Genomic DNA, 22,784 nt, shown 5'->3' with positions numbered 1-22,784 from the left:
AGCGGACGAAAGAGACGTTTTTTGGGGGTCAACTTTTCTGTTTTCTTGAGGACAAGATTGGGTCCAAGACGCCCAATGCTACAGCAAGGCCGAGACTCGCAAGCAGTGCCCCGATTGCTTCCGGCAGAGCGGGAATTTCACCCGTCACCGGTATGCCCACCAAAAGCGTGCTTACCGGGACAACGGCTGGAAACAGGGCCGCTCTCGCCGCCCCAAGCAGTTGCACTGCCTTTGCATAAGCGATCAAAGCCAAGACACCTGCTCCTAGCCCTTGGGCGCAAAGCTGAGCAAGGAGGTCTTGGGTAGGCAGGACGGCAAGACGACCAAAGTCCTGCAAAAGTACGAAGAGTGGCACAACAGCCGCTGCAGACAGAATGGAAACCGAAGCCGTCGCGGCGACGGCGTTCACGCTCCAGCGCCTGAGACAAAGCGTAAAGCCGACCCAGAACAAGCCGCCCAAGAAAAACAAGCTATCACCAATCCATGCGAGCGGATGATCGACAGCGCCACCGACAGATCGCGATGCAACGATTGCCAAACCTGAAATCAGCAAGATGGTACCAATGGCCCTTATAAGCGATACCTGTTCCTTTAGAACGAACCAACCTAAGAGCATTGTAACAAGCGTTGCCGTGGACGGTTGAATGACGGCGCCGTGGCTTAACGGTGCGAATAGAAACCCGGAGGTTCCGAGAAGCACAAATATGGGGCCTGCGAAAATGGCCAGAAGTGTTCCGCGCATCCAGCCAACACCGCCGAGATCCCGGAAGCCTGCCCGGAGCATCCAGGGAAGCATGACAAGTCCCGCAACGCCATAGCGAAGAAGCAATAGGTCTTGCGGTTGTAACCCTGCCTTGATCCCCGCGCGCGCGTAGGCCAGATACGCCGCCCACATCGCAACTGCCCCAAGTCCACATAAGATGCCGAAGAGCGTGGACGTTGTCTGTTCGCCTTGTTTGCTTGTGCTGACCATGAACCTAGTTAAACACCAGACATGCCAAGCGTAGCAATGCTTCACTAGTTTGGTTATGTTTCCAAGCCGTCGCTGGATTACCGCTGATCCGGCGGCTCAGGCTGCGGCACGGACAATCACTGCATAAGCAAAGGCTGAACTGTGGCTGACTTCCACTCCGCGGACAAACACGGTATTGCCTAGTTTGGTTTACCGAGCACGCGCTACGATCAAGGATGCCGGAATTTGAGCCCGCCATTTGTCACCGTGGATGAAGCGTTCACTGACTTTTTCGGCCACCGCAGCTTTGATTGCTGCATTGTTCACCTCTGGTTGCTGAGACAGCAAGTATCCACCGCGAGGCGCTCCGTTCTGGAAAATCTCCGCCAAGCTTTCTGGAGCATCCAACATCCAGAAACAATCGACCTGGTGCTGGTTCTCCACGTCGAAACCCGCGTCTGACAAGATCGACTTTGCCATTTCCTCGTTTGCAAACTGGTGAAAATTCGGACTCTCGGGCATCTTCACGGAAACATGTCCGTGTTCTTGCACGCTGCTATAAAAAACTTGGAAGACAGGGGAGATATCTGGGCCACACCAAGACGTCATAATGAACTGACCCTTTGGTTTCAGAACCCTGCGAATTTCCGAGAGCGCTTTTGGTTGATCGGGCACGTGCATTAAGCCGAAACTGCAGACGACACAGTCAAAGCTCCCGTCCTCGAAAGGTAGATCTTGGGCGTCGGCTTCAACAAAGTCTCCTGCAGGAAACCTCTTGCGTGCATGTGAGAGCATCTGTTCGGAAAAATCTGCCCCCGTTACCGAATACCCAGATTGGGCAAGTGCCTCGGTAACATTACCTTGCCCGCAGCAGAGGTCGAGAACCTTATCGGTACTTTTGATACTGGACACAATGGAAGGAATTGCCATGTCACTCGCTTCAGAGAACATGTTTACGTAGCCGGATGAAATCGTATCGTTAGACCAGCCTTTCGTTTCTAGTTCCGCAAAGCCCTCGTACGTCGTCATTTTGACCGCTCCGATATCGTTTGAACTCTAAGATTTTAGCACAACAGGTCGAGTTCAGCCAAAGGACACCCTGAACATGGGGACTAGATCGGAATCAATTTTGCCGCCTGCCGCATTTCGTCAGCCTTTGAGGGTCTAAACGGTTTATGGTCCGGTCTGGCGGCCGTATCCGCCGTTTCCGTTTCAAACCCGGCACCTGAACGCAAGCAAGTTTGGCAGCTATCAACTAGCCCGGCACTGTTTCAGAAACCGCTCAATCTCGGCATTCATCAAAGGCCAGCAGGGATCATTCGCAGAAGGTATGTGGCTAGAGCTTTCGTATGTCACAAACCGAGCCTCTGGTAGGAGAGATGCCATCAGCCGTCCTTGCTCAACAGGGTGCATTCGGTCGCCATCGCAGTGCAGGACAAGGCAAGGAGCTTGAATATCCGGGAGAATATCGGTCACGTCTATTTCATCGATAACCTTACGGTAGCTGCTAACCACTTCAGGTGTTACCATGTCGCGCATTGCCTCTGCGAATTGACGACGATCTTCGACACTGGCCAGTGGCACAATCATGTCAGCCATCATGTCGCGAAGTGAAGGATAGTCGTCATCCCATCCAACCTTCATCATCGTCTGCATGGCACTTGCTTTCTCCTGATCCCTTTTTACAGGACGTTTGGATCGGCCAAGCGGGAACCCTCCGACCATCACAATACCCGAGATCCTCTCCGGAAAACGCGCTGCAAAAGCAGCTGCCACCGCACATCCTTGGGACATACCAAGAATGGGGGCTCTCTCGACTTCGGCAGCATCAAAGACAGCCCGCAAATCCTCAATCATTGTATCGAAAGAAATGTCGGGTATATCTCGATCAGAAAGGCCATTCCCGCGTGCGTCAAAACGAATGAACTTGTGTGTGTTCGAAAGTGAGGTGATGAAATGTGCTAGGTGTGGAAGACGAAAATCCATATCTAACCGACTAATCCACGCAGGTGCCCGCACCACTGGCGAGCCCTCTCCGACGGCTGTCCAAGCCAGCATTACGCCGTCACTACTTTTAGCGAAGCGAATGTCATGCCCCCTTTCGACGTTCAACGCTTCCGGTGCTGAGCCAACCTGATCTACAACGATCGACAAGATCTGCAGCGGGTGTTCGATATTCTTGAACCGATGGGTCCCCTCATTTTGAAACTGAACTGGAAGACCACTCCCGGCCAGGTCTGTCACAAGCTTCGAAACAAAAACCCCGCCTTCGGGTGCTGCAGCCTCAAGCCTTGCCGCTACATTGACGGCTTCGCCAAAGATATCTCCTTCTGAAACAGTGACGTCTCCAGCATGAATACCCATCCGAAGCCACAGCCGCTCCGTATCGTCATAGAGAGCGGGTACCGAGCTCACTTGCTTCTGGATTTCTGTTGCACAGAGAACCGCGTCCCTTGCAGACCCAAACTCCACGATGGCACCATCCCCCATGAGTTTTACAACGCGCCCACTTTGCGCCTTCACTGTAGGTCTAATAGTTGTGCGAAATAACACATCGAGCGCGTGCAGCAGCTCATCTCTTCCTTTTTGCATCAAGCGGCTGTAGCCGACCACGTCCATTGCCAAAATGCTAGAAAGTCTGCGTTGCGCCATCGCTCGCCTCCTGTCACGATCCAAATGATCGTATTCTTTTCCAATAGCAGTGCAAACGGCTATTCTGGGCTCGAAACGGTCGTTCGCCGCAAACCTCATGAACGACTGCTCTGGGCCCGACAGCCCATCTTGCCGACAAGAATCTGGGGGCTGCCTTCCGCGGCGGCCTTCACGTCATCGACGTTACATTGAATGACACGGAAATTGGTCGATCGCCCTCAGTTGGAGCTCCCGTCTGCTACAATTATTTGATATTCGTTCACAAAAGGGCGCGTGACCAGGTTTCAAAACCAGTTTTCGTGCTCGCCCAGAGGCAAATTCGGGGTTGGGGATACCGAATGGGGTACAAGTAATTTTATAGATAATTTTCAGTTTAAAATCTGTTACTTACCCTTCTTTTTAAACTCCGCCCCCGCACCATTTTTCTCCAAGAAAAGTAATGTGTTGGCGATGTAACAGCTATTGCACCTCGCTGGTTGATTGCCCGGGACTGCACCAAGGTTATTCAGTGACTGGCTCCATGTCCATTGGAGCCTGGTGCTTCTTTGCCTCACAGATTTCTTTTAACCGTTGCCTGAGTGTGGGCTACACCCTTTCTGGAACAGAAGTAGTCCAAAATTTTAAACCAATTTGCAGCTGGGTTAAGTTGGATCAGGGGTTCATTTCGGCTGCTATTCTCATTGGTTGTATTCTGCTGGCATAGGCCTCATCTGGGGTCAACAAGCCATGCTTTGAGTGGGGGCGTTCGGTGTTGTAGTAACTCAGCCACCTACCAATACCGGGGCGCATTTCTGATCCCGTCTCAAAGGCATTCAAATTCACGCATTCATATGTCGTCGCCATCCACGGCCGTTCGATCAATCGGATGTCGCGCCATGCGCCTTTTCCATCCATGCTGATCTTGACCTTTGCGTCCACCCGCACGTCGAACCAAGCGCCACTGGTAAACTGGCTGCCTTGGTCGCTGTTGAAGATCTCTGGTTTACCGTGGTTGACCAAAGCCTCTTTCAAGGCCTCCACGCAAAAGTCCGCGTCCACGCTTTTCGACAGCCGCAGACGGCTATTCGGGCCGGTTTGCGAAGATTGCGAAAATGAGTGAGGAGATCAAGAAAGAGAGAATCAGAAACCGCAGGTTGCAGCACCAAGCCGCTGCCGCTCAAAATCAAACAAAAACCGAACCAGAGCCTCCGTTACGAAAACACCAACCCTTTCCGAAAAACTCTGTAGACGGACACACTTCTTGTCGGCATCTGGGTTTTCGTGGCGAACTCGCATCAATCGCCTCTTTGTCGTGCGAATTGAACGTAGTTGGTACGCCATGCATGCAGGCTGCGAGCAAGGAAAGTCCGGCGTTCAAACGCCTACGTGGTTTTTGCCAAAGATGGCCCTGATTTCCGGCTGGCTCTGATGACGCGACCGCTTGAATCCAGCCACGGAACGGGTTCACCGCCATATTGAGCAAACCGGAGGACAGGGGAAAACAAACAAGAAGCCGAAAGGAATAGTTCCCAAGTTTCGAAACGTTGAGGCATTCGTCACGCAAGACTTGTTCCGTCTTGATGCGATCAGGCGTGAGGCTTGCACTTACCCGCCGGTTTACCTGCCTTCCGGCAATGATACGTGACCTCAATATCTTGTGTTCTTGCCAGCAGCTGACTTGCGATTCTCGGAGACCCGACGCTTCGCCTTCCCAATGATATTTGGGTGCAGATTACCATTCTCTCCACCAACAGGTCGCGGCGGCAAAGTAAGCGCCAGATGCAGCGCTCGCACGTCAGAATTGATAGGTGGCGCCGAAAATAAGCCCGGATTGGCTGAACTCGAACGGATTTCCGTTTACCACGCTCTCCATCGACAAATGTCGATAACCGCCGCGCAGAACCCAATTGTCATTGAGCTGATAATCCGCCGTCAAGAGCGCCTGCCAGGTTTCATTCCCCTTTTCGAACCCGCCATAATCGAAAAAGGCGGTTCCGTTCCAGCGCTCTGAAAACGCGACCCGTGCACGGAGGCCGACAACCGGGTCCACCCAGCCCGCTTTCGCGGTCGCGCTGCGCGGCGCCGCCGCTCCCGGCACTAGAGCCAGCGTGGTATTTGTGTCGAACCACCGGAAACCGGCAGCCAGATCAAGTTCAACCGCGTCACTCTCATACACCTGATAGGCCACGTATCCATTAAAAATCTGCGTCGTCATCGACGCATTCATTTTCGAATAAGCGGGTCCGGGCCTGGGATTGCTGAAAGACAGATCATTGTACATGTAGTCCGCCAGAAAGCTCCACTTTCCATTGGAGGCGCCGAAGGCGCCCATGAATGCAAAATCCAGGTTAGCCAACGCATCTGCAAAGCTGAGCGTGCCTTCGATCCGCCCGCCAGGCGTGGTAATCGCCGTGTTCGTCTCCGGCATGAAAAGATAGACCGTCGCCTCGTAGTTCCAGTTGCTTTGCTGGGCAAACGCCGGTGACGCAACGGCGCTGAACGCGGCAAGGGTTGCCGAGAGCGTCATACAAGTTTTCATTTCTGACCTCCTTCATGTCGGACCTGTGCGATGCACCTCCAGTTCAAAAGACGATCTGGCCCCGCCTGGCGAGACGGGAAAGCGCAATGCCGGATACAAGCCACATGTGACAATACTATCGCACGAAATGCGGTTTGTCCCACGCGCCGTTCAATCGTGACGCCTAATGACCGGCTGCCACTCAAGTCCTGCAAAACGGGCCGCCTGCCCGCCGGCCCAATGCCCCGTGGCCAGGCAGGCCGTCAACAGGTAGCCACCTGTCGGCGCTTCCCAGTCCAGCATTTCACCAGCCGCAAACACGCCGGGGAACCGATGTAGCATCAGGTCCTGGTTCACTTCCGAAAACGGAATACCACCGGCGGTCGAAATTGCCTCGTCCATCGGTCGCGGCCCGGAATGCCGAAGCCGCAACGCCTTGATAAGCGGCGCAGGATCGTCTGGCAGAGGGCGCGCAAACTCCATCAAGAGCGCCTGTTTTACGGGATCGAGCCGCAGCGCCTTGCGCAGGTGGTTGGCCATGCTCGCCTTGCCCCGCGGTTTGCTCAGCCGTTTGCGAATTTCTGCGACTTCCAGATCCGGCAAGAGGTCCAACGTCAGGACCTGCCCCTCGCGCATCGGCTTGGACACGGCATAGACCCCGCCCCCCTCGATCCCGCGTTGCGAAATCACGAACTCGGCCCGCACCGCTTTGTCCCCTGCTCGGAGAACCACGTTCTTGACCGGGCTCCCGAAAAAGCGCGCCATGTGCGGCGACCAGTCGACGAGAAATCCCATATTGGCCGGCTGGAATGGTGCTACCGGCACCCCGGCAAGCTCGGCCCACGCCCCATCCGATCCAAGCCGCGCCCAGCTGGCCCCGCCACAGGCCAGAACCGCCACCTTCGGGACAATCTCCTCGACGCCTTGCGGCGTGTCGAACCGAAATCCCCCCCCCACCCATCGCCACCTGCGCCGCAGGCTGACGCCCTGCGCCTCCAACCGTGCCAGCCAGGCCCGCAACAGGGGGGATGCCTTCATCACCTTGGGGAAAACCCGGCCCGACGACCCGGTGAACATCTCCTGCCCCAGAGCCTCGGCCCAATGCGTCACCTCGTCCGGCCCAAACGCCTCAAGCATGGGGCGCAGGTGCGGCGCGGCCTCGTCATAGGCCGCAAGGAATGTCTCGAAAGGTTCGGCCTTGGTCAGGTTCAGCCCCGACTTGCCGGCCATCAGGAACTTGCGCGCGGGTGAAGGTTTGGCCTCGGCAATTACCACCTCCAGCCCCGCCGCCGACATCACGTCCGCCGCCATCAGCCCGGCAGGACCGGCCCCGATGACCAGCGCCTCCGTCATGAAGACCGGGTCTCGATCGACCCCTTGAGCTCGACCACACGCTGCGGATAGGGAATCTCGATGCTATTGTCCTTGAGCGCATTCCAGATCAGGAAGAGCACGTCCGACATGAACTTGTTCTTGCCGTCATCTATGCCCTCGACCCAGAATTCCACCGCGAAATCGACCCCGCTATCTCCAAATCCACGCAACTCGCAATCCGGCGGGAAGGGTTTGTCCAGAACACCCGGATGCTTGGCCACGGCGGCCTCCACGATATCCGGGATCAGGTTGATATCCGTGTCGTAGCTCACCGAAAAGGGCGCCTCGTAGCGGTTGGCGCTTCCCTGGTCCGAGAAATTCACCACCCGCGTAGTGATGAAGTCCTCGTTCGGCACCACGATCCAGCGCCCATCAAAGGTTTCCAGGATCGTGGCGCGTGCGGTCATCTTGACAATGGTACCCGCCTCGCCGCCGTCCAGCTCGACATAGTCCCCCACCGTGGCCTGCCCCTCGAGCAGAAGGATCACACCGGAAATGAAGTTCGACGCAATCTTCTGGAGGCCAAAGCCCAGCCCGACACCGATAACACCGGTCAATACCGCCAGCGACGTGAGCGATATGCCCATGATGTTCATCACCAACAGGAAAGCGACGCCGAAAATGGCGATTTCCATCGCCTTCGCAGTCAGCTCCCGCATGGCCGGGCGCATCTCTTCCTGCTTCTTGATGAACTGGTTTGACTGCTCGTTCGACCACCTTCCCAGCCAGAATATCGCGCCCCCGACGATCAAGAAGCGAATTGCGAACAGCAACGAAAAGGACAGGTTGCCCAGAGGCACGATGGTCTCGTCCAGCTTCTGCATCGCCGGATCGAGAAGACCCAGCGCATAAAGCGCAGCAACCGGGATCAGCACATAACGCCCGAGCACTTTCATCAGCGGATCATGGATGATTTCGCGTACGAGAATACGCACTGCGATGAACAGGAACACCCGTTTGCCAAAGGCAATCACCGCGCCCGATCCGAACACCGACCGCGTGACGCTTTCCCCCAATCCGGTGAACAGGTACGCCAGCAGGGGCAGCAGCAACGGCACGAAGACAAGAACAAAGCGCCGCAGGCGGGCAAGCGCGTGGGTCTGCTCTTTCGGCGGGGTCAGCAAACGGGTCAACAGCGGCCGCGCCCTGCGCGCCACCAGCAGCGCCATCACGAATGCAACGACCAGCAAAGCAAACTGTGACCACGCCGCCGGGCTCATCACCCAGCCCTCGGCGAATGACCACATCTGTTGCGCCTGCTCCAGCGCTTCCTGCGCGATTTCCGAGCCTTCCATCATACCCTCATACCGAGATACCCTTCCGACAATCTCATGCCCGCATGTCTTGGCAAACTCAAGGGAAACCCCGTGCCGGATCCGATATGTCCCCTATGTGGCCGCCCGATTCCGCCAAAAGCGCCGCAAAGCCTGCACCACCTCATCCCCCGGCTCAAAGGCGGCAAGGGGGGGGCGGTCGTGCGACTGCACCAGATCTGTCACAACGAAATTCACGCCACTTTTACCGAGGCAGAACTGGCCCGGGACTATCACACGGTCGAGGCCCTGCGCGCGCACCCGCGGCTTGCCCGCTTCATCCAATGGATCGCCAAACGTCCACCTTCGTTCCATTCGCGAACACCCGGCCCGCGACGCAAACGCTGAGCGCGCCAATGGGGCGCTCAGCCACACATCTCTTTGATGCCTTGCGCGATCTCCGGTTTCGCAGCGAGCGTATCCGCCACGATCTCCCGCGCGGCGTCCAAGAGCACCTCGCGCTCGACGATCCGGTCCACCAGCCCAAAGGCAAGTGCCTCATCGGCCAACAACTTCTGCCCTCCCATCAGAACGAGCTTGGTGCGAGCCGGGCCAATCAGCGCGGCCATGCGCCCGGGGTCGGAGGGTTGCGGCAGGAAGCCGAGTTTCATGACCGGATAAAAGAACTTGGCCCCGGGCACGGCCAGGCGGATGTCACAGGCCAGCGCCATACCCATCGCACCCCCGGCAAGGGTTCCGTTCAGGGCCGCAATGCTCAATCCCGGCAGAGCAGCAATGGCGCCCGACAGCCGTTCCCAGACATCGCTCGTGGCCAGACCAGCACGCGCCTCTTCAAGGTCGGCACCGGCGGAGAACACTTTTCCAGTGCCTGTGAGGACAAATGCACGCGCCTCTTGCGCGGACTCCGCGATGTCTGCCAGTTCCGAAAGCATCGCGTGTGTCAGAGAATTGGCCTTGTCGGGACGGTTGATCGTGACCACCCACAGACCGTTCTCTTCTTTGACAAGCTCAATCATACCAGGCCCACTTTCCGACGGATGTCTTCGTCACGCAGCGAAATTTCATCGCCAAGCCATGCGTCCGCCTCGGCACCGCACATCCAGAGCAGGCACCTTGCAGGCCATTCCGGTGGAATGTGATCGGACCACTCCAGCTGGCTTACCGGGTTGATACCGCTGGCCTTGATTTCGCGCTGCATCTGTGTGGCCACGGTGCCGGGCGACAGGCCAATTGCCCGGATCCCCTTGTCGCGTGCCTCCTTGTCGACACAACGGGTCAGCATGTTCACCGCCGCCTTGGAGGCGCAATAATGGCTCCAGGCCTCGACGGGTCCATGCGCCGCGCCCGAGCTGATCGTGAGGATCGAGCCACCTCCCGCGCGCTCCATCACCGGCATGACAGCACGCATGCCGTGGTAAACCCCCTTGAGGTTGATGTCGATCACCTGCCCCCACTCGTCCGGAACAGACTGGTCCAGATGGGCGATCGGCTCGACCACCCCGGCGTTGTTGATCAGAACATCCACCGCACCGAACCGCTCGACCGTAGCCGACACCATCGCTGCGACCTGGCCATAGTCGGCCACGTCACAGGGGATGGCCATGGCCTGCGGTCCGATTTCGTCCGCGATGGCGGCAATCGCTTCGGTGCTGCGCGCCGTGAGAACAACGCTGGCGCCGGCCTGTGCAAAGATCCGCGCCGCGCTTTCACCGATCCCGCGGCTTGCGCCTGTGATGATCACCGTTTTTCCTGACATATCCGCCATAAATCTTTCTCCTCGCGCAAGATTTGCCCCACTGGTAATCGCGAAGTGAAGCCGGGTCCACCCCTTCACCCTTGACCCCGCCGCGCCATCGTCCGAAGCTATGGCCGAAGATTAAGTGAGGGATGTCCCAATGAATTTCCAAAAACGTATTGCAGGGTCGGGCCTGCTGGCCACATTTTTGCTTTCCACCACTGCCATGGCCGATGTCGGTGCGCGCGATGTCTGGGAAAGCTGGCGCGGATATCTGGGGGGATTTGGATATGATATTTCCGCCTCGGAAAAGACCGACGGAAATACGCTCAGCATCAACGACTTGACGCTCGGCATGAGCATCCCTGACGAAGACGGCACCGTGACCGTCGAAATGGGCAGCCTGCAGTTTGTTGAAAACGGCGACGGCACGGTTGCAATCGTGATGCCGAACCAGATGCCGATGCGCATTCTTGCAGATGTCGAAGGCGAAACCGTCGACGCAGTGGTCACGATAAGCCACACCGGTTTCAGCACGATCGTATCGGGCACGCCCGAAGAAATGACCTATACCTACAACGCCTCGGAACTCGGCGTGGCGCTGACCAGCCTTGTCGCCGATGGTGAACCGATGCCCGAGGGCATGGTCGTCAACGCCATCATGAGCGGTGTCATGGGGCGCTCAAAGATGGCCGTGGGGGAAACGATCACCACGCAACAGAAAATGAGCGTCGATACGCTTACCTACGTTGTTCAGGCCGAGGACCCCGAAGGCGGTGGCACCGTGGATATCAAGGGCAGCATGAGCGGGCTGGAAATGGACGCGGATGCCGTTGTGCCGACCGGCGACTATGGCGAAGATCCCGCCGCGATGTTCGCCGCCGGGTTCGACATTGCCGGGTCCTACGCGCTTAAAGGCTCCGACCTCGCCTTCATGCTGACCGAGGACGGAGCGCAGACCAACGCCACGATTACCACCGGCGCCTCCAACATGGCCATCAAGATGAACGACATGGCCATGGCCTATTCCGGAACGCTTGCGGACATTCAGCTCAACGCGATGGGGCCGGATATCCCGTTGCCGATCGACGTGGCCATGGGCGAATTCGGGTACGGGTTCGAGGTACCGCTCAAGGCGGACGAACAGCCGCAGGATTTTGCCGCCAATCTCACACTCGCCGACCTTGCTGTCTCTGAAATGATCTGGGGCATGGTCGATCCGGGCCAGGTTCTGCCGCATGACCCCGCGACGATGATCATTGATATCGTCGGCAAGGCCACGGTCTTTACCGACATCATGACGCTGGACGAAAACTCCGACGAGGTGCCGGGCGAGCTGAACGCCATGTCGCTCAAGGATCTGCAACTGCACATCGCCGGGGCAAGCCTGACCGGCATGGGTGATTTCACCTTCGACAACTCCGACATGGAGTCCTTTGACGGCCTGCCGCGCCCCGAAGGCGCGCTCGATCTCAACATCAAGGGTGTAAACGGCCTGATGGACAAGCTGGTCCAGATGGGCCTTTTGCCCGAGGATCAGGTCATGGGCGCGCGCATGATGCTGTCGATGTTCTCGGTTCCCGGTGCTGGCGAAGACGAACTGACCTCGCGGATCGAGGTCAACGAACAGGGCCATGTACTGGCAAATGGACAGCGCCTGAAGTAACCCAAGACTCAGCACGCAGAGGGGCCGCCGCGCGCGGCCCCTTTCGTTTTGTGGGACTTGCACCGGCCCCCCGCCCGGTCTACCTCAGGTGAAACAGATCACAGGGGCATCATGAGCCAAAATCTCCAAACCCTCGCAGAGCAGCTTCTTGACGCGGCCCAAAAGGCGGGTGCGGACGCCGCAGACGCGATCACGGTTCAGGGCACCTCGCTCTCCATCGACGTGCGCGAAGGCAAGCTGGAACAGGCCGAGCGCTCCGAGGGGCTTGATCTGGGGCTTCGGGTTTTCGTCGGACAGCGTCAGGCCAACGTGTCCGTCTCCGACGCGCGCCCCGAAACCATCACCACCATGGCCGAACGCGCCGTCGCCATGGCGCGTGAAGCGCCCGAAGATCCCTATATCGGACTGGCCGAGGCCGATCAGCTGGCCAAGCAATGGGACATCAACGCTCTCGAACTGGCTGATCCCTCACCCGAGCCTGACCCGGCCGCGCTTCAGGCCGACGCCCTCGCCGCCGAGGCTGCCGCGCTGGCCGTATCGGGTGTCACGCAGGTGCAATCCGCGACTGCAGGATTCAGCCACACCCAGATGCACCTTGCCGCCACCAATGGCTTTTCAGGCGGCTATGATCGCACCAGCCGTGCCACCTACTGCACCGCCATCGCCGGTACCGGGGACGGCATGGAGCGCGACTATGACGGGGACGGGCGCATCTTCCAGAGCGACCTGCGCCGCCCCGAAGACATCGGCACCACCGCCGGGCAGCGCGCAGTTGAACGGCTAGAGGCCCGCAAACCCGCAACCGGCGCTTACCCTGTGCTGTTTGACGAACGCATTTCCTCATCGCTGATCGGACACCTGTTGGTTGCCGCCAACGGCTCTTCGGTGGCGCGCGGCTCATCGTGGCTACGCGAAAAACTTGGGCAGCAAGTGCTGCCCGAGGGTCTTTCCCTGATCGAAGACCCCCTGCGCCCGCGCACCTCCGGGTCCCGCCCCTTTGACGGCGAGGGCCTGCCGACACGCGCCCGCAAGATCGTGGACAACGGTGTCCTCACCGGCTGGACACTCGACCTCGTGAACGCGCGCAAGCTGGGCATGGCCTCGACCGGCAATGCCGGGCGCGGTGTCTCGGCACCACCCTCGCCCTCCACATGGAACGTCGCCCTGACCCAAGGTGACCAATCCCGCGAAGACCTGATCCGCGACATGGGCACCGGCCTTCTGGTCACATCCCTGATCGGCTCGACCATCAACCACAATACCGGCGATTATTCCCGTGGGGCTGCGGGGTTCTGGGTCGAGAATGGCGAACTCACCTACCCGGTCAACGAATGCACCATCGCGGGCAATCTGCACGACATGCTGCGCGGGATGATCCCCGCCAATGACGCGCGCACCTATCTCTCCCGCGTGGTTCCTTCCCTGCTGGTCGAAGGGCTGACTCTTGCCGGGAACTGACCTCGACCTCCTGATCGACGCTGCGCGCGAGGCAGGACGCATTGCCACGCGTTTCTCCGGCCCCGAGGCCCAGGCCTGGCACAAACCCGAAGGCGCCGGCCCCGTGACCGAGGCCGACCTTGCCGTCAACGAGATGCTCGAACGTGAATTGCGCGCGGCCCGGCCCGACTATGGCTGGCTGTCCGAGGAATCGCTCGACAGCGGCGACAGGCTCGCAGCGGAAAAGGTGTTCATCATCGACCCGATCGATGGCACCCGCAGCTTTATCGACGGCTCGAATACATGGGCGCATTCGCTGGCCATCGCGCAAAACGGCACCGTCACCGCCGCAGTCGTGTTCCTGCCCCTGCGCGACAAGCTCTATAGCGCGGCGGACGGCCGGGGTGCCCACCTCAACGGCGCACCTATTTCGCCAACCACGCGGGACAGGCTCACCGGGGCCAACATGCTGGTCGCGCGCCCGGTGATGGACGCCAAGCACTGGAAAGCCGCACCCCCCAACGTATTCCGAAGCTACCGCCCCTCGCTGGCCTATCGCCTCGCGCTCGTGGCCGAGGGCCGCTATGACGCCATGCTCACGATCCGACCGACATGGGAATGGGACATTGCCGCCGGAGACCTGATCCTGCGCGAGGCCGGGGCCACCACCTCGGATCGCACAGGCGCGCCGCTGCGCTTCAACAACCCCGACCCGCGCGTCAAAGGGGTGATTGCCGCCAATGCCGCCGTGCATGGCGACATCAAAAACGCGCTCACGGGACGCTAAGCCGCGCGATAGCGCTCAACAAAGTTGCGCAGCACTTTTTCGGGCGCGTGCACATCCGCCGCGCGGCACATGTCGATCAGGCCCTGCGCATCCTCGGGGCGGAAATAGCCGCGATGCTTGTAGATGTTGATCCTCACTTCGAACCCATCGCTATCGGCCTCCGGGTGAAACTGCGTGGCATAGACGTTCTCACCGTAGCGGATCATCTGGTAGGGGCAGGTCGGTGAACTGACCAGGTGCACGCACCCCTCTGGCAGACGCTGCACCGCCTCCTTGTGACCGACAAAGGCATGGAACGCGTCGGGGACACCCGCCAGAACCGGATCGGCTTTGCCGTCTTCCGTCAGCACGCAATCCGCCGTGCCCACCGCTTCCGAATAGTTTTCCTTGTTCACCACACGGCCAAGATGATGCCCGAGGATGCCGATCCCGTAACAACAGCCAAGGAACGGAAAGTCCTTCTCGGTGATCTCCGGCATCAACCCCAAGACGGCCGTTTCGATCTGCGCCTCGACCGGGGTTTTCTGGTCTTCCGGGTCGCTCACGCACCCCGGTCCACCGCCTACGATCACCCCGGCATACTCCTCGAGCTGCAACCCTTCGGGCAACGGAGACTGATCAAGCCGGATGCGGTGCACTTCGGCCTCGTCAAGCCCGCCTTTGCGCAGAATGGCTTGGAACTCGTCATCCGAGGCTTCGGTTTCGGGGCGCAGTTGCAGGATCAGAAAAGGTTTCATCGGTAGCCATCCAAAGTAATGCCGCCCGTGGTTGCCCGATTGCGCCGGATGCGTCAACAGGGCAAGGTTGCGCAAGCGCTCTGCCCTTGAGGCCGCGGCCCATCGGCCCTAGGTTGCCAGCGAACTCAAACTTCAGGAGTCATGCAATGACCCAGCGCCTGCATCTCGTCTTCGGCGGCGAGTTGGTGGACCCCACCAAATCCGCGTTCAAGAATGTCGACGACATTCATATCGTCGGGATCTTCCCGAACTACCAATCCGCGTATGACGCCTGGCGCGCCGAAGCGCAGCGCACGGTGGACAATGCTCACATGCGCTATTTCATCGCCCACCTGCATCGCCTGCGCGACGAAGAGGCCGAGGCGTCCTCGACCGAAGAACTGGGCTGATCCCCCCGATGGCGCGCTCGCTCAGCCTTGCGGCCTATCTGGCCTTTGCGCGCCGTCAACCGGCCAGCCTGTCCCGCATCACCACCCCGCGCCCCGACGGGGAACTGGTCTGGATGCACTGCGCCGATCCCACACGCGCGCGCGCCATGGCGCAAATGGGTCTGCGGCTTGCCGCGAACCGGCCCGGCACGCACCTGTTGCTGACCACGTCGCCCGGTCAGCGCCCGCCGCGCAGCCTTCCCAACGGCGTCACCTGGCAGGAAGGCCCCTCGGAAAACCCCGGTGACGTCCGCGTTTTTCTGAACCATTGGCGGCCGGATTTGCTTTTGTGGCACGGTCCCTGGCTGCGCCCAGCCCTGATCGACGCAGCCGCCCAACGCGACATTCCGGCCATCCTGCTCGAAGCCGACAATCCCGGGCTGGAAAACCGCCGCTGGCGTTGGGTGCCCGAACCGACCCGTGCGACCATCATGCGGTTCTCCGCCCTCATGACACTTGATGACGCCGCCGCCGAGCGGTTTCGCCGCTCCCTGCCACTGGATGGCCCCACCGTCATCGACAGCGCCCGCCTGCTCGAAGAAAGCCCGGTCCTGCGCTACAATGAAACCGACCTGGAAGAGCTGCGCTCCGTACTGACAGGGCGCCCCGTCTGGCTCGCTGCCCATATCCAGCCCGAGGAAACGCCCGCTGTTCTGAGCGCCTATCGCAAAGTGCTCAAACTTTCACACAGGATGCTTTTGATCCTCGCCGCGGACAGTCTTGAAAAGGCACCGGCCATCCGCCGCCAGATTGCCGACTCCGGGTTGCGGCTCGTGGATTGGGAAAATGGCGAGTTTCCCGACAACAATACACATGTTCTGCTCGCCGAGACCCCGGACGAACTCGGGCTCTGGTACCGCGTCGCCCCGGTCACGCTGATGGGGTCATCCATGGCGCCGGGCTTTGGCGGGCGTGATCCTCTCGAACCGGCGGCACTTGGCTCTGCCGTGCTCTATGGGCCCGGGGTGCGCAATCATCTTGACGCCTACAAGCGGCTGGTCGATGCCGGTGGCGCGCGCATTGTCAGGGACGCATCCAGCCTCGCCGCCGCGCTGATCCACCTGCTTGCCCCCGATCAGGTCGCGGCAATGGCCCATGCCGGCTGGCAGGTAGTTTCGGACGGCGCCGAAGTCTCGGATGCCATCATCGGCCTGTCTCAGGACATGCTTGACGCAAAGGACAGTTTTTCATGAAAGCACCGCGTTTCTGGGACAACCCCACCGACCGCCCCGGATGGCAGGCCCTCCTGCTTGCTCCTCTTGGAGCACTCTATGCCCGCGCGACACGCAAACGCGTAGCCCAAGGCGAGAACGGCCTGAAGGCCCGCGTCCCCGTTATCTGCATCGGCAACCTGAACGCCGGAGGCACGGGCAAGACACCGACCACCATTGCCCTCGCGCAGCATCTTCAGGCGCGCGGCCTGACTCCGCATGTCGTTTCGCGCGGCTACGGCGGATCGCTTGAAGGGCCCGTACGCGTCGATGAAGTGCGCCACGCTGCCAGCGAAACCGGCGACGAACCGCTCCTGCTCGCCGCTTTCACCCCGACATGGGTCGCCAAGAACCGTGCTGCAGGTGCGACCGCCGCGCAGGACGCCGGGGCGGACGTGATCCTTCTGGACGACGGGTTCCAGAACTCCTCGGTTCAAAAGGACCTGTCGATCATCGTCGTGGACGCGGCCAAGAGCTTTGGCAACGGGCGCTGCATTCCCGCGGGCCCCCTGCGCGAACCTGTCGACGTGGGCTTGAAACGTGCTGATATCGTGCTGTCCATCGGCCCCGACGCGGCGCAATCCGCTTTCAAATCCGCTTGGGGGGGTCACCTCACGCTGCCGCATCTGACAGGGCACCTCGCCCCGCTGCAAACCGGCATGGACTGGACCGGCACACGATTCCTGGCCTTTGCCGGGATCGGAAACCCGGCCAAGTTCTTTGCCACCCTGCGCGGCCTTGGCGCCGACATCGTGCGCGAACAACCGCTGGATGATCACCAGACACTGACTCCGGCCCTGCTCACGCGCCTCGCCAAGGAAGCGGCACAACACAACGCACAGCTTGTCACCACGGAAAAGGACGCCGTACGCCTGCCCCGCGACATGCGCCCGCACGTTCTGACCCTGCCTGTCCGGTTGGAAATCGACGACTGGTCCGCGCTGGACACCGCCCTCGATGGATTGCTACCCGGACAGGACTGACCCGTCCGGGCAAAAAGCGTCTTACAGCTTCGAATCCAGGATCGCCTTGAGATCCTTGTAGCTCATGTTCGAATGCTTCTCGCCGTTGATGATCAACGTCGGCGTACCCGAAATATCGTCCGCGCTTGCGTTCTTCTGATACCACGCGATCAACGCCTTGGCCTTGTCTTCATCCTGCAGGCAGGCCTGCAGCTGGTCATCCTCCAGTCCGGCCAGACGCCCGGTCTTGCGCAGCGCGTCGGCAATCGCCACCGGATCACCGGCGCGGCTCCATTCCGACTGCGATTTCATCAAGAGGTCCGCAATGCCAAAGAATCGTTCCTGCCCGCCACACCGCGCCACCATCGACGCCCACAGGCCGAACCGGTCGAAATAGACATCCCGGAAAACGAACTTCACCTTGCCGGTATCCACGTAATCCGTCTTGAGCTGCTTCAGGACGTTTTCGTGAAAGCTGGCGCAATGCGGGCAAGTAAACGACGCGTATTCGATCAGCGTGATCGGCGCATCTTCCGCCCCCATGACCATCTCGACCACTTCCGAAGAAGAGGCTTCGGCCCCGTCGGACGAGACCAGTTCGACATTGGCCAGCGGCACGGTGGTGTTGGTGGACTGGCTGTACCAGTATCCGCCGCCCGCAACGGCAATCAGCGCCACAAGGACGATGGGTAGTAGACGGTTCATTCAGAAACCTTTCGTGTGGTTTTTCGTTTTGAAAGCACGTTTGACGCCAGGCGTTCAAGCGCCTGTCGCAAATCCGCATCTCCGACCGGCGCGGCCACTTCGGCGGCCTCTTTGCGCACCTCCGGGTCCGGCGCGGCCTCGCGTTTGGGTTTTGGTGCGAACTGCGCCTGCCCCTCGGCAAATCCTGTGGGCGCGGTCTGGGTGATACGCAGCCTTGCAATCGCGTTATAGCCATAGGCCGCATTCACCCGCGCCCGCAGCGTTTCTTTCTGCATCTCGAGCATCGGCGCCTGCGCCCCCGTGGTCAGTACGGTCAGCGTCGCGCCGAACCCCTGACGGCCGTATTTCACATCAACCGGCTTACAGATGCGCGCGACATCCTCCCCCACGATCTCGGCCCAGTGGGTCAGCACCTTGGTCACGGCAAAGCCCCGACTTTCGCCAGCCTGCCGGATTCGGTCCCGCAACAGCGATGACGTACGTTTGAAACCTTTGGTCGTGGCGCGGCGCATGTCGAGTCTTGCATCCTTGGATCAGGCACTATTGTAGTGTGCCAGCCGCGCTGTTCCAGCGAAACCGCTTCCATGGGGGGATAAAACTTGCGTGACCTGCCGGAACCTGCCGACCTGCTCGACTGGTATGATACCCACGCGCGCAAGATGCCGTGGCGCATTGGTCCGGCAGAGCGCGCTTCGGGCCACCGCCCCGATCCTTACCGCGTCTGGCTGTCCGAGATCATGCTGCAGCAAACCACCGTGGCCGCGGTCAAGGACTATTTCCTGCGCTTCACAACGCTCTGGCCGGACGTACACGCACTCGCAGCGGCGCGGGATGAGGATGTCATGGGCGCCTGGGCGGGGCTCGGCTATTACGCCCGTGCACGCAACCTCCTGAAATGCGCCCGCGTGATCAGCGAGGATCTGAAAGGCGCATTCCCCGACACGCTGCCCGAGTTGCTGAAGCTTCCCGGCATTGGCCCCTACACGGCCGCCGCCATATCCGCCATCGCCTTTGACCGCCCCGAAACCGTGGTCGACGGCAATGTCGAACGGGTCATGGCGCGGCTCTTCGATGAACACACCCCCCTGCCCGCGTCCAAACCGATCCTGACCGAACACGCCGCTCGCCTGACACCCACGCAGCGCCCCGGCGACTATGCACAGGCGGTCATGGACCTTGGCGCCACGATCTGCACCCCGCGCAACCCGGCCTGCGGCATCTGCCCGTGGCGCATCCCCTGCAAGGCCTGCGACATGGGCACCGCCGCAGGCCTGCCCAAGAAGACCCCGAAAAAGCCCAAGCCGATCCGCTTTGGCACCGTCTATATCGCCCGCCGTGTCGACGGCGCGGTCCTTCTTGAACGCCGCCCCGACAAGGGACTGCTCGGCGGCATGCTGGGCTGGCCCGGCTCGGACTGGAGCGAGAACGAAACCCCGCCCCACGACACCCCGATCCGCGCAGAATGGAAGACATTGCCTGCCGAGGCGCGTCACACCTTCACCCATTTCCACCTGCGCCTCACGGTCAAGACCGCGCTTGTGCCCATGGACCGCACCGCCAGGGTTGGCGACTTCCTCGAACAGGCCGATTTCCGCCCATCCGACTTGCCCACGGTCATGCGCAAGGCGTTCGATCTCATGCGCGAAGGGTGAAGCACGTTGCGGCCCCCGGAAAGGCACCGCATACTGCCCGCGCGCGCAGCCCTTACGGAGCCACCACATGATCCCGTCCAAGCAAGTTGCCAAGCTTTCCAGCGCCCTGCCCTTCTGGTTGTCGCTGCTGCTGATCCCCCTGATCTGGATCGTCGCAGGGCTTGGCTCGTGGTGGGTGCTGCTTGTCCCTGCGGCCACTTGGTACCTGTTCTCCGCGCTCGACGCCGTCACCGGACTCAACCTTGAAAACGCCGATCTCGAAACCAGCGAAGACGATCTCTACTGGTATCGCCTGATCACGATGATCTGGCCCTATATCCAGTTCGTCACCCTCTTCGGCCTGATCTATTTTGCCACCCACACCGACCACCTGTCCGTTGCGGCCAAGATCGGCCTGTTCTTTGGCGTCGGCGTGATTTCCGGCACCGTGGGCATCGTCTATTCCCACGAACTCATGCACCAGAAGAACAAAACCGAGCGCTGGCTTGGTGACTGGCTCATGGCCATGGTGCTTTATTCCCATTTCCGCTCCGAGCACCTTCTGGTGCATCACCGCTATGTCGGCACCCCGCGCGACCCGGTCACCGCGCGGTATAACGAAGGCTTCCACCGCTTCTTCCCCCGCGTTTTGATCGGCTCGCTGAAATCGTCCTTCCGCGCCGAAAAGGACATGCTGGCCCGCAAGGACTTGCCCTGGACCGACCTATCCAACCCCTTCTGGCGCTACTGGGCACTTCAGGGGGGCATGTTGCTGCTGGCGTTCCTGATCGGCGGCTGGGCCGGGTTTTTCCTGTTTATCTGGCAGGCCTATATCGCGATCTGGCAGCTTGAGATCGTCAACTATGTCGAACATTACGGCCTGACCCGAAAACATCTGAGCGAAGGCAAATACGAGCACGTCAAGCCGCATCATTCGTGGAACGCAGCCCACAAAGCCTCAAACTGGCTCCTGATCAACCTGCAACGCCATTCGGACCATCACTACAAGCCCGACCGCCGATTTCCGCTCTTGCAGAACTATACCGAGGCCGACGCGCCGCAGCTGCCCTATGGCTATCCGATGATGACCATGTTCGCGATGGTGCCGCCACTCTGGAAACGGGTGATGAACCCCCGCGTGCGCAAGTGGCGCGGCATGTATTATCCCGAGATCACCGACTGGAAACCCTACACCAAGGCCAAAACGCCGATGCCGCGTTAACCTTGATCCTGCGGCCGCTCAAACGCCCAGACCGTCAACTTGTCCTCGACCCCCCGAATGTCCTGATCTTCAAAACGGCGCAGGCCAGCCAGACAGGCATGCCCGCCTTCCTTGACCACTTCATCGCGCATTGAGTCGCTGATCACCAGCCGCGCATTCAGACCCCGTGTCAGCGCCTCAAGCCGCGAAGCCACATTTACCGTATTGCCGACCACCGCGAACTCCAGCCGGTTCGCCCCGATATCGGCCAGAACTGCCGGACCGTAATGCGCCCCGAACCCCACCCGAAGCGGCGGCTGTCCGCGCGCGATGCGATCATTGTTCCAAGCATCAAGGTCGTCCATCATCTGATGCACGCATTCAAGAGCATTGATCGCGTCCTTGTCGGTCGGCTCCGGGGTGCCAAAGGTCACCATCAACCCGTCCCCCAAATACTTGTCCAGCGTGCCACCGTGATTGAACACCGCCTTTTCCATTAGCCCATGGAACTCGCGCAGGGTTTCGATCACCTCTTCGGGCGCGCGTCGCGCGGCGAATTCCGTGAACCCGACGATATCCACGAACAACACCGCGATCTCGTGGTTGCGAATACGCTTCAGCGGTTCGTCATTGGTCGACAGCGCCTCAACCACGTTGGGCGAGAAATAGCGGCTGAGGTTCGTGCGCTCCCGCTCCAGCGCCGCATTCGAGCGCAACAACCCATTAAAACGGCGCACCGATACCGCCATGATCATCGCCACGATCAGGAACACTGCAATCTCCTGAACCCGCATCTGGATCACATAACTGTTCGGGTCGAGCCAGGCAGCCATCTCTGGCTGATCCGGATAGGCTGCAATCATCGCCTCACTCAATCCGGGCAACGGCTCGACAAACCACAAGGACAGCAACAACGCCCCAAGCCAAAGACCCGTCGTCCACGTCCCGATCGCCATCACCGTCCGCCACGAATAGGCCAGCGTCCCGGCGGCGAGGATCACGAACAGGTAGATGAAATTGCCAAACCGGTACTGCATCGCGTGCGGCCAAGTATGCTCGCTCAGCGGGTTCGGCCCGACCATGCCCGCCGTCATCAGGAACAGGTCAAAAAAGATCAAAAGCAACTCGACCCGCGACAGGCCCACCTTGCCCACGCGCCGCATCAGCCAGCCATTCAACGCCAGAAGCGCCAGAATACCCTCGAAATACCAGACATCCGGCATCGGCACGAGGAACAGAAGAAGAATCGCAATCACGAACAGCGCGGCCCAACGCACACGGACCGCCAGTTCCAGCCCCTGCTGCTTGTGACGCTCCAGAACGGCCTCGGTATATTGGTATTCCGGGCTGTCTTTATGCGGCAGGTCATCCGACCTACGGCGCGCAAAAAGGGACAGGATCGGAGTCTGGGTATTCATTGCCTTGGACCTTCCTGAAACGATCTGCCTTAAATAGTGGCAACTGGAATAACTTAAAGCCCAAAAAAAGCCCCGCCAACATGGGCGGGGCAAGTCAGGGTGCCTGTTCTTAATCGT

Annotated in this window: 21 protein-coding genes and 1 pseudogene; 9 read left to right on the top strand and 13 right to left on the bottom strand. The window is 60.0% G+C overall.

The features are described from left to right. Positions 1-28 precede the first annotated feature (28 nt). The 7 genes and pseudogenes from BMZ35_RS10345 to BMZ35_RS10315 form a co-directional block, all read right to left on the bottom strand. Positions 29-973 carry a DMT family transporter gene (locus BMZ35_RS10345; RefSeq protein ID WP_131814355.1) on the bottom strand — a complete coding sequence of 315 codons (945 nt, stop codon included), beginning with the start codon at positions 971-973 and terminating at the stop codon, positions 29-31. A 189-nt stretch (positions 974-1,162) separates the two neighbouring features. Further along, positions 1,163-1,981 carry a class I SAM-dependent methyltransferase gene (locus tag BMZ35_RS10340; protein ID WP_093093659.1) on the bottom strand — a complete coding sequence of 273 codons (819 nt, stop codon included), beginning with the start codon at positions 1,979-1,981 and terminating at the stop codon, positions 1,163-1,165. A gap of 222 nt (positions 1,982-2,203) precedes the next feature. Continuing rightward, entirely contained in the window at positions 2,204-3,604 is a 1,401-nt protein-coding gene (locus BMZ35_RS10335; protein WP_165610047.1) for an alpha/beta fold hydrolase, read from the bottom strand. 699 nt (positions 3,605-4,303) lie between these two features. After that, positions 4,304-4,657, bottom strand: a pseudogene (locus BMZ35_RS10330) (transposase); the annotation flags it as partial. 721 nt (positions 4,658-5,378) lie between these two features. Then, entirely contained in the window at positions 5,379-6,122 is a 744-nt protein-coding gene (locus BMZ35_RS10325) for a hypothetical protein (protein WP_093093653.1), read from the bottom strand. Positions 6,123-6,272: 150 nt separating this feature from the next. Next, a complete protein-coding gene (locus BMZ35_RS10320; RefSeq protein WP_093093651.1) occupies positions 6,273-7,454 on the bottom strand; it encodes a TIGR03862 family flavoprotein in 1,182 nt (393 codons plus the stop codon). Further along, on the bottom strand, positions 7,451-8,770 hold the full coding sequence (locus BMZ35_RS10315; RefSeq protein ID WP_093093894.1) for a mechanosensitive ion channel family protein: 1,320 nt from the start codon (positions 8,768-8,770) through the stop codon (positions 7,451-7,453). The genes BMZ35_RS10320 and BMZ35_RS10315 overlap by 4 nt, the downstream gene beginning before the upstream one ends. A gap of 72 nt (positions 8,771-8,842) precedes the next feature. Between BMZ35_RS10315 and BMZ35_RS21095 the strand changes: the two genes are divergently transcribed. Then, positions 8,843-9,136, top strand: coding sequence for an HNH endonuclease family protein (locus tag BMZ35_RS21095; protein ID WP_093093893.1), 294 nt, complete (start codon positions 8,843-8,845; stop codon positions 9,134-9,136). A gap of 17 nt (positions 9,137-9,153) precedes the next feature. On the opposite strand, the gene BMZ35_RS10305 is transcribed toward BMZ35_RS21095, so the two are convergent. After that, the gene (locus BMZ35_RS10305) at positions 9,154-9,765 is read right to left on the bottom strand and encodes an enoyl-CoA hydratase/isomerase family protein (RefSeq protein WP_093093649.1); all 612 of its coding nucleotides are present in this window, start codon (positions 9,763-9,765) and stop codon (positions 9,154-9,156) included. Then, positions 9,762-10,514 carry an SDR family oxidoreductase gene (locus tag BMZ35_RS10300; RefSeq protein WP_093093647.1) on the bottom strand — a complete coding sequence of 251 codons (753 nt, stop codon included), beginning with the start codon at positions 10,512-10,514 and terminating at the stop codon, positions 9,762-9,764. Before BMZ35_RS10300 ends, BMZ35_RS10305 begins: the two co-directional genes overlap by 4 nt. 130 nt (positions 10,515-10,644) lie before the next feature. On the opposite strand from BMZ35_RS10300, the gene BMZ35_RS10295 reads away from it, so the two are divergent. From BMZ35_RS10295 to BMZ35_RS10285, 3 genes are all read left to right on the top strand, one after another. Then, positions 10,645-12,150 carry a DUF2125 domain-containing protein gene (locus BMZ35_RS10295; RefSeq protein WP_093093645.1) on the top strand — a complete coding sequence of 502 codons (1,506 nt, stop codon included), beginning with the start codon at positions 10,645-10,647 and terminating at the stop codon, positions 12,148-12,150. A 111-nt stretch (positions 12,151-12,261) separates the two neighbouring features. Beyond that, a complete protein-coding gene (locus BMZ35_RS10290) occupies positions 12,262-13,608 on the top strand; it encodes a TldD/PmbA family protein (protein ID WP_093093643.1) in 1,347 nt (448 codons plus the stop codon). After that, a complete protein-coding gene (locus BMZ35_RS10285; RefSeq protein ID WP_093093641.1) occupies positions 13,595-14,374 on the top strand; it encodes a 3'(2'),5'-bisphosphate nucleotidase CysQ in 780 nt (259 codons plus the stop codon). Before BMZ35_RS10290 ends, BMZ35_RS10285 begins: the two co-directional genes overlap by 14 nt. On the opposite strand, the gene BMZ35_RS10280 is transcribed toward BMZ35_RS10285, so the two are convergent. Beyond that, entirely contained in the window at positions 14,371-15,111 is a 741-nt protein-coding gene (locus BMZ35_RS10280) for a glutamine amidotransferase (RefSeq protein ID WP_093093892.1), read from the bottom strand. The genes BMZ35_RS10285 and BMZ35_RS10280 overlap by 4 nt on opposite strands. Positions 15,112-15,257: 146 nt before the next feature. Between BMZ35_RS10280 and BMZ35_RS10275 the strand changes: the two genes are divergently transcribed. The 3 genes from BMZ35_RS10275 to lpxK are packed head-to-tail and all read left to right on the top strand — an operon-like array spanning position 15,258 to position 17,733. Further along, positions 15,258-15,500: a DUF4170 domain-containing protein gene (locus BMZ35_RS10275; RefSeq protein WP_093093639.1), complete on the top strand. Its 243-nt coding sequence runs from the start codon at positions 15,258-15,260 to the stop codon at positions 15,498-15,500. A gap of 8 nt (positions 15,501-15,508) precedes the next feature. Further along, complete coding sequence (locus tag BMZ35_RS10270; RefSeq protein ID WP_093093637.1) at positions 15,509-16,732, top strand: 3-deoxy-D-manno-octulosonic acid transferase; 1,224 nt, start codon at positions 15,509-15,511, stop codon at positions 16,730-16,732. Beyond that, positions 16,729-17,733, top strand: coding sequence for a tetraacyldisaccharide 4'-kinase (gene lpxK, locus BMZ35_RS10265; protein ID WP_093093635.1), 1,005 nt, complete (start codon positions 16,729-16,731; stop codon positions 17,731-17,733). The genes BMZ35_RS10270 and lpxK overlap by 4 nt, the downstream gene beginning before the upstream one ends. 21 nt (positions 17,734-17,754) lie before the next feature. On the opposite strand, the gene BMZ35_RS10260 is transcribed toward lpxK, so the two are convergent. Together BMZ35_RS10260 and BMZ35_RS10255 are read right to left on the bottom strand one after the other, a co-directional pair. After that, on the bottom strand, positions 17,755-18,417 hold the full coding sequence (locus tag BMZ35_RS10260) for a DsbA family protein (protein WP_093093633.1): 663 nt from the start codon (positions 18,415-18,417) through the stop codon (positions 17,755-17,757). After that, entirely contained in the window at positions 18,414-18,929 is a 516-nt protein-coding gene (locus tag BMZ35_RS10255) for a DUF721 domain-containing protein (RefSeq protein WP_093093631.1), read from the bottom strand. The genes BMZ35_RS10260 and BMZ35_RS10255 overlap by 4 nt, the downstream gene beginning before the upstream one ends. 87 nt (positions 18,930-19,016) lie before the next feature. Between BMZ35_RS10255 and BMZ35_RS10250 the strand changes: the two genes are divergently transcribed. Together BMZ35_RS10250 and BMZ35_RS10245 are read left to right on the top strand one after the other, a co-directional pair. After that, positions 19,017-20,069 (top strand): A/G-specific adenine glycosylase, encoded by a 1,053-nt coding sequence (locus BMZ35_RS10250; RefSeq protein ID WP_242654754.1) that lies wholly within the window; start codon positions 19,017-19,019, stop codon positions 20,067-20,069. A gap of 67 nt (positions 20,070-20,136) precedes the next feature. After that, positions 20,137-21,270 (top strand): alkane 1-monooxygenase, encoded by a 1,134-nt coding sequence (locus tag BMZ35_RS10245; RefSeq protein WP_093093629.1) that lies wholly within the window; start codon positions 20,137-20,139, stop codon positions 21,268-21,270. Here BMZ35_RS10245 and BMZ35_RS10240 read toward each other — a convergent pair. Beyond that, positions 21,267-22,667 carry an adenylate/guanylate cyclase domain-containing protein gene (locus tag BMZ35_RS10240; RefSeq protein ID WP_093093627.1) on the bottom strand — a complete coding sequence of 467 codons (1,401 nt, stop codon included), beginning with the start codon at positions 22,665-22,667 and terminating at the stop codon, positions 21,267-21,269. The two genes, BMZ35_RS10245 and BMZ35_RS10240, sit on opposite strands and share 4 nt — an antisense overlap. Positions 22,668-22,784: the final 117 nt, after the last annotated feature.

Origin of the sequence: Shimia aestuarii (assembly GCF_900114635.1) — a bacterium.
In the GTDB taxonomy this organism is placed as follows: Bacteria; Pseudomonadota; Alphaproteobacteria; order Rhodobacterales; family Rhodobacteraceae; genus Shimia; species Shimia aestuarii.
The sequence above is the reverse complement of the archived record's forward strand: the minus strand, read 5'-3'. Positions and strand labels throughout refer to the sequence as shown.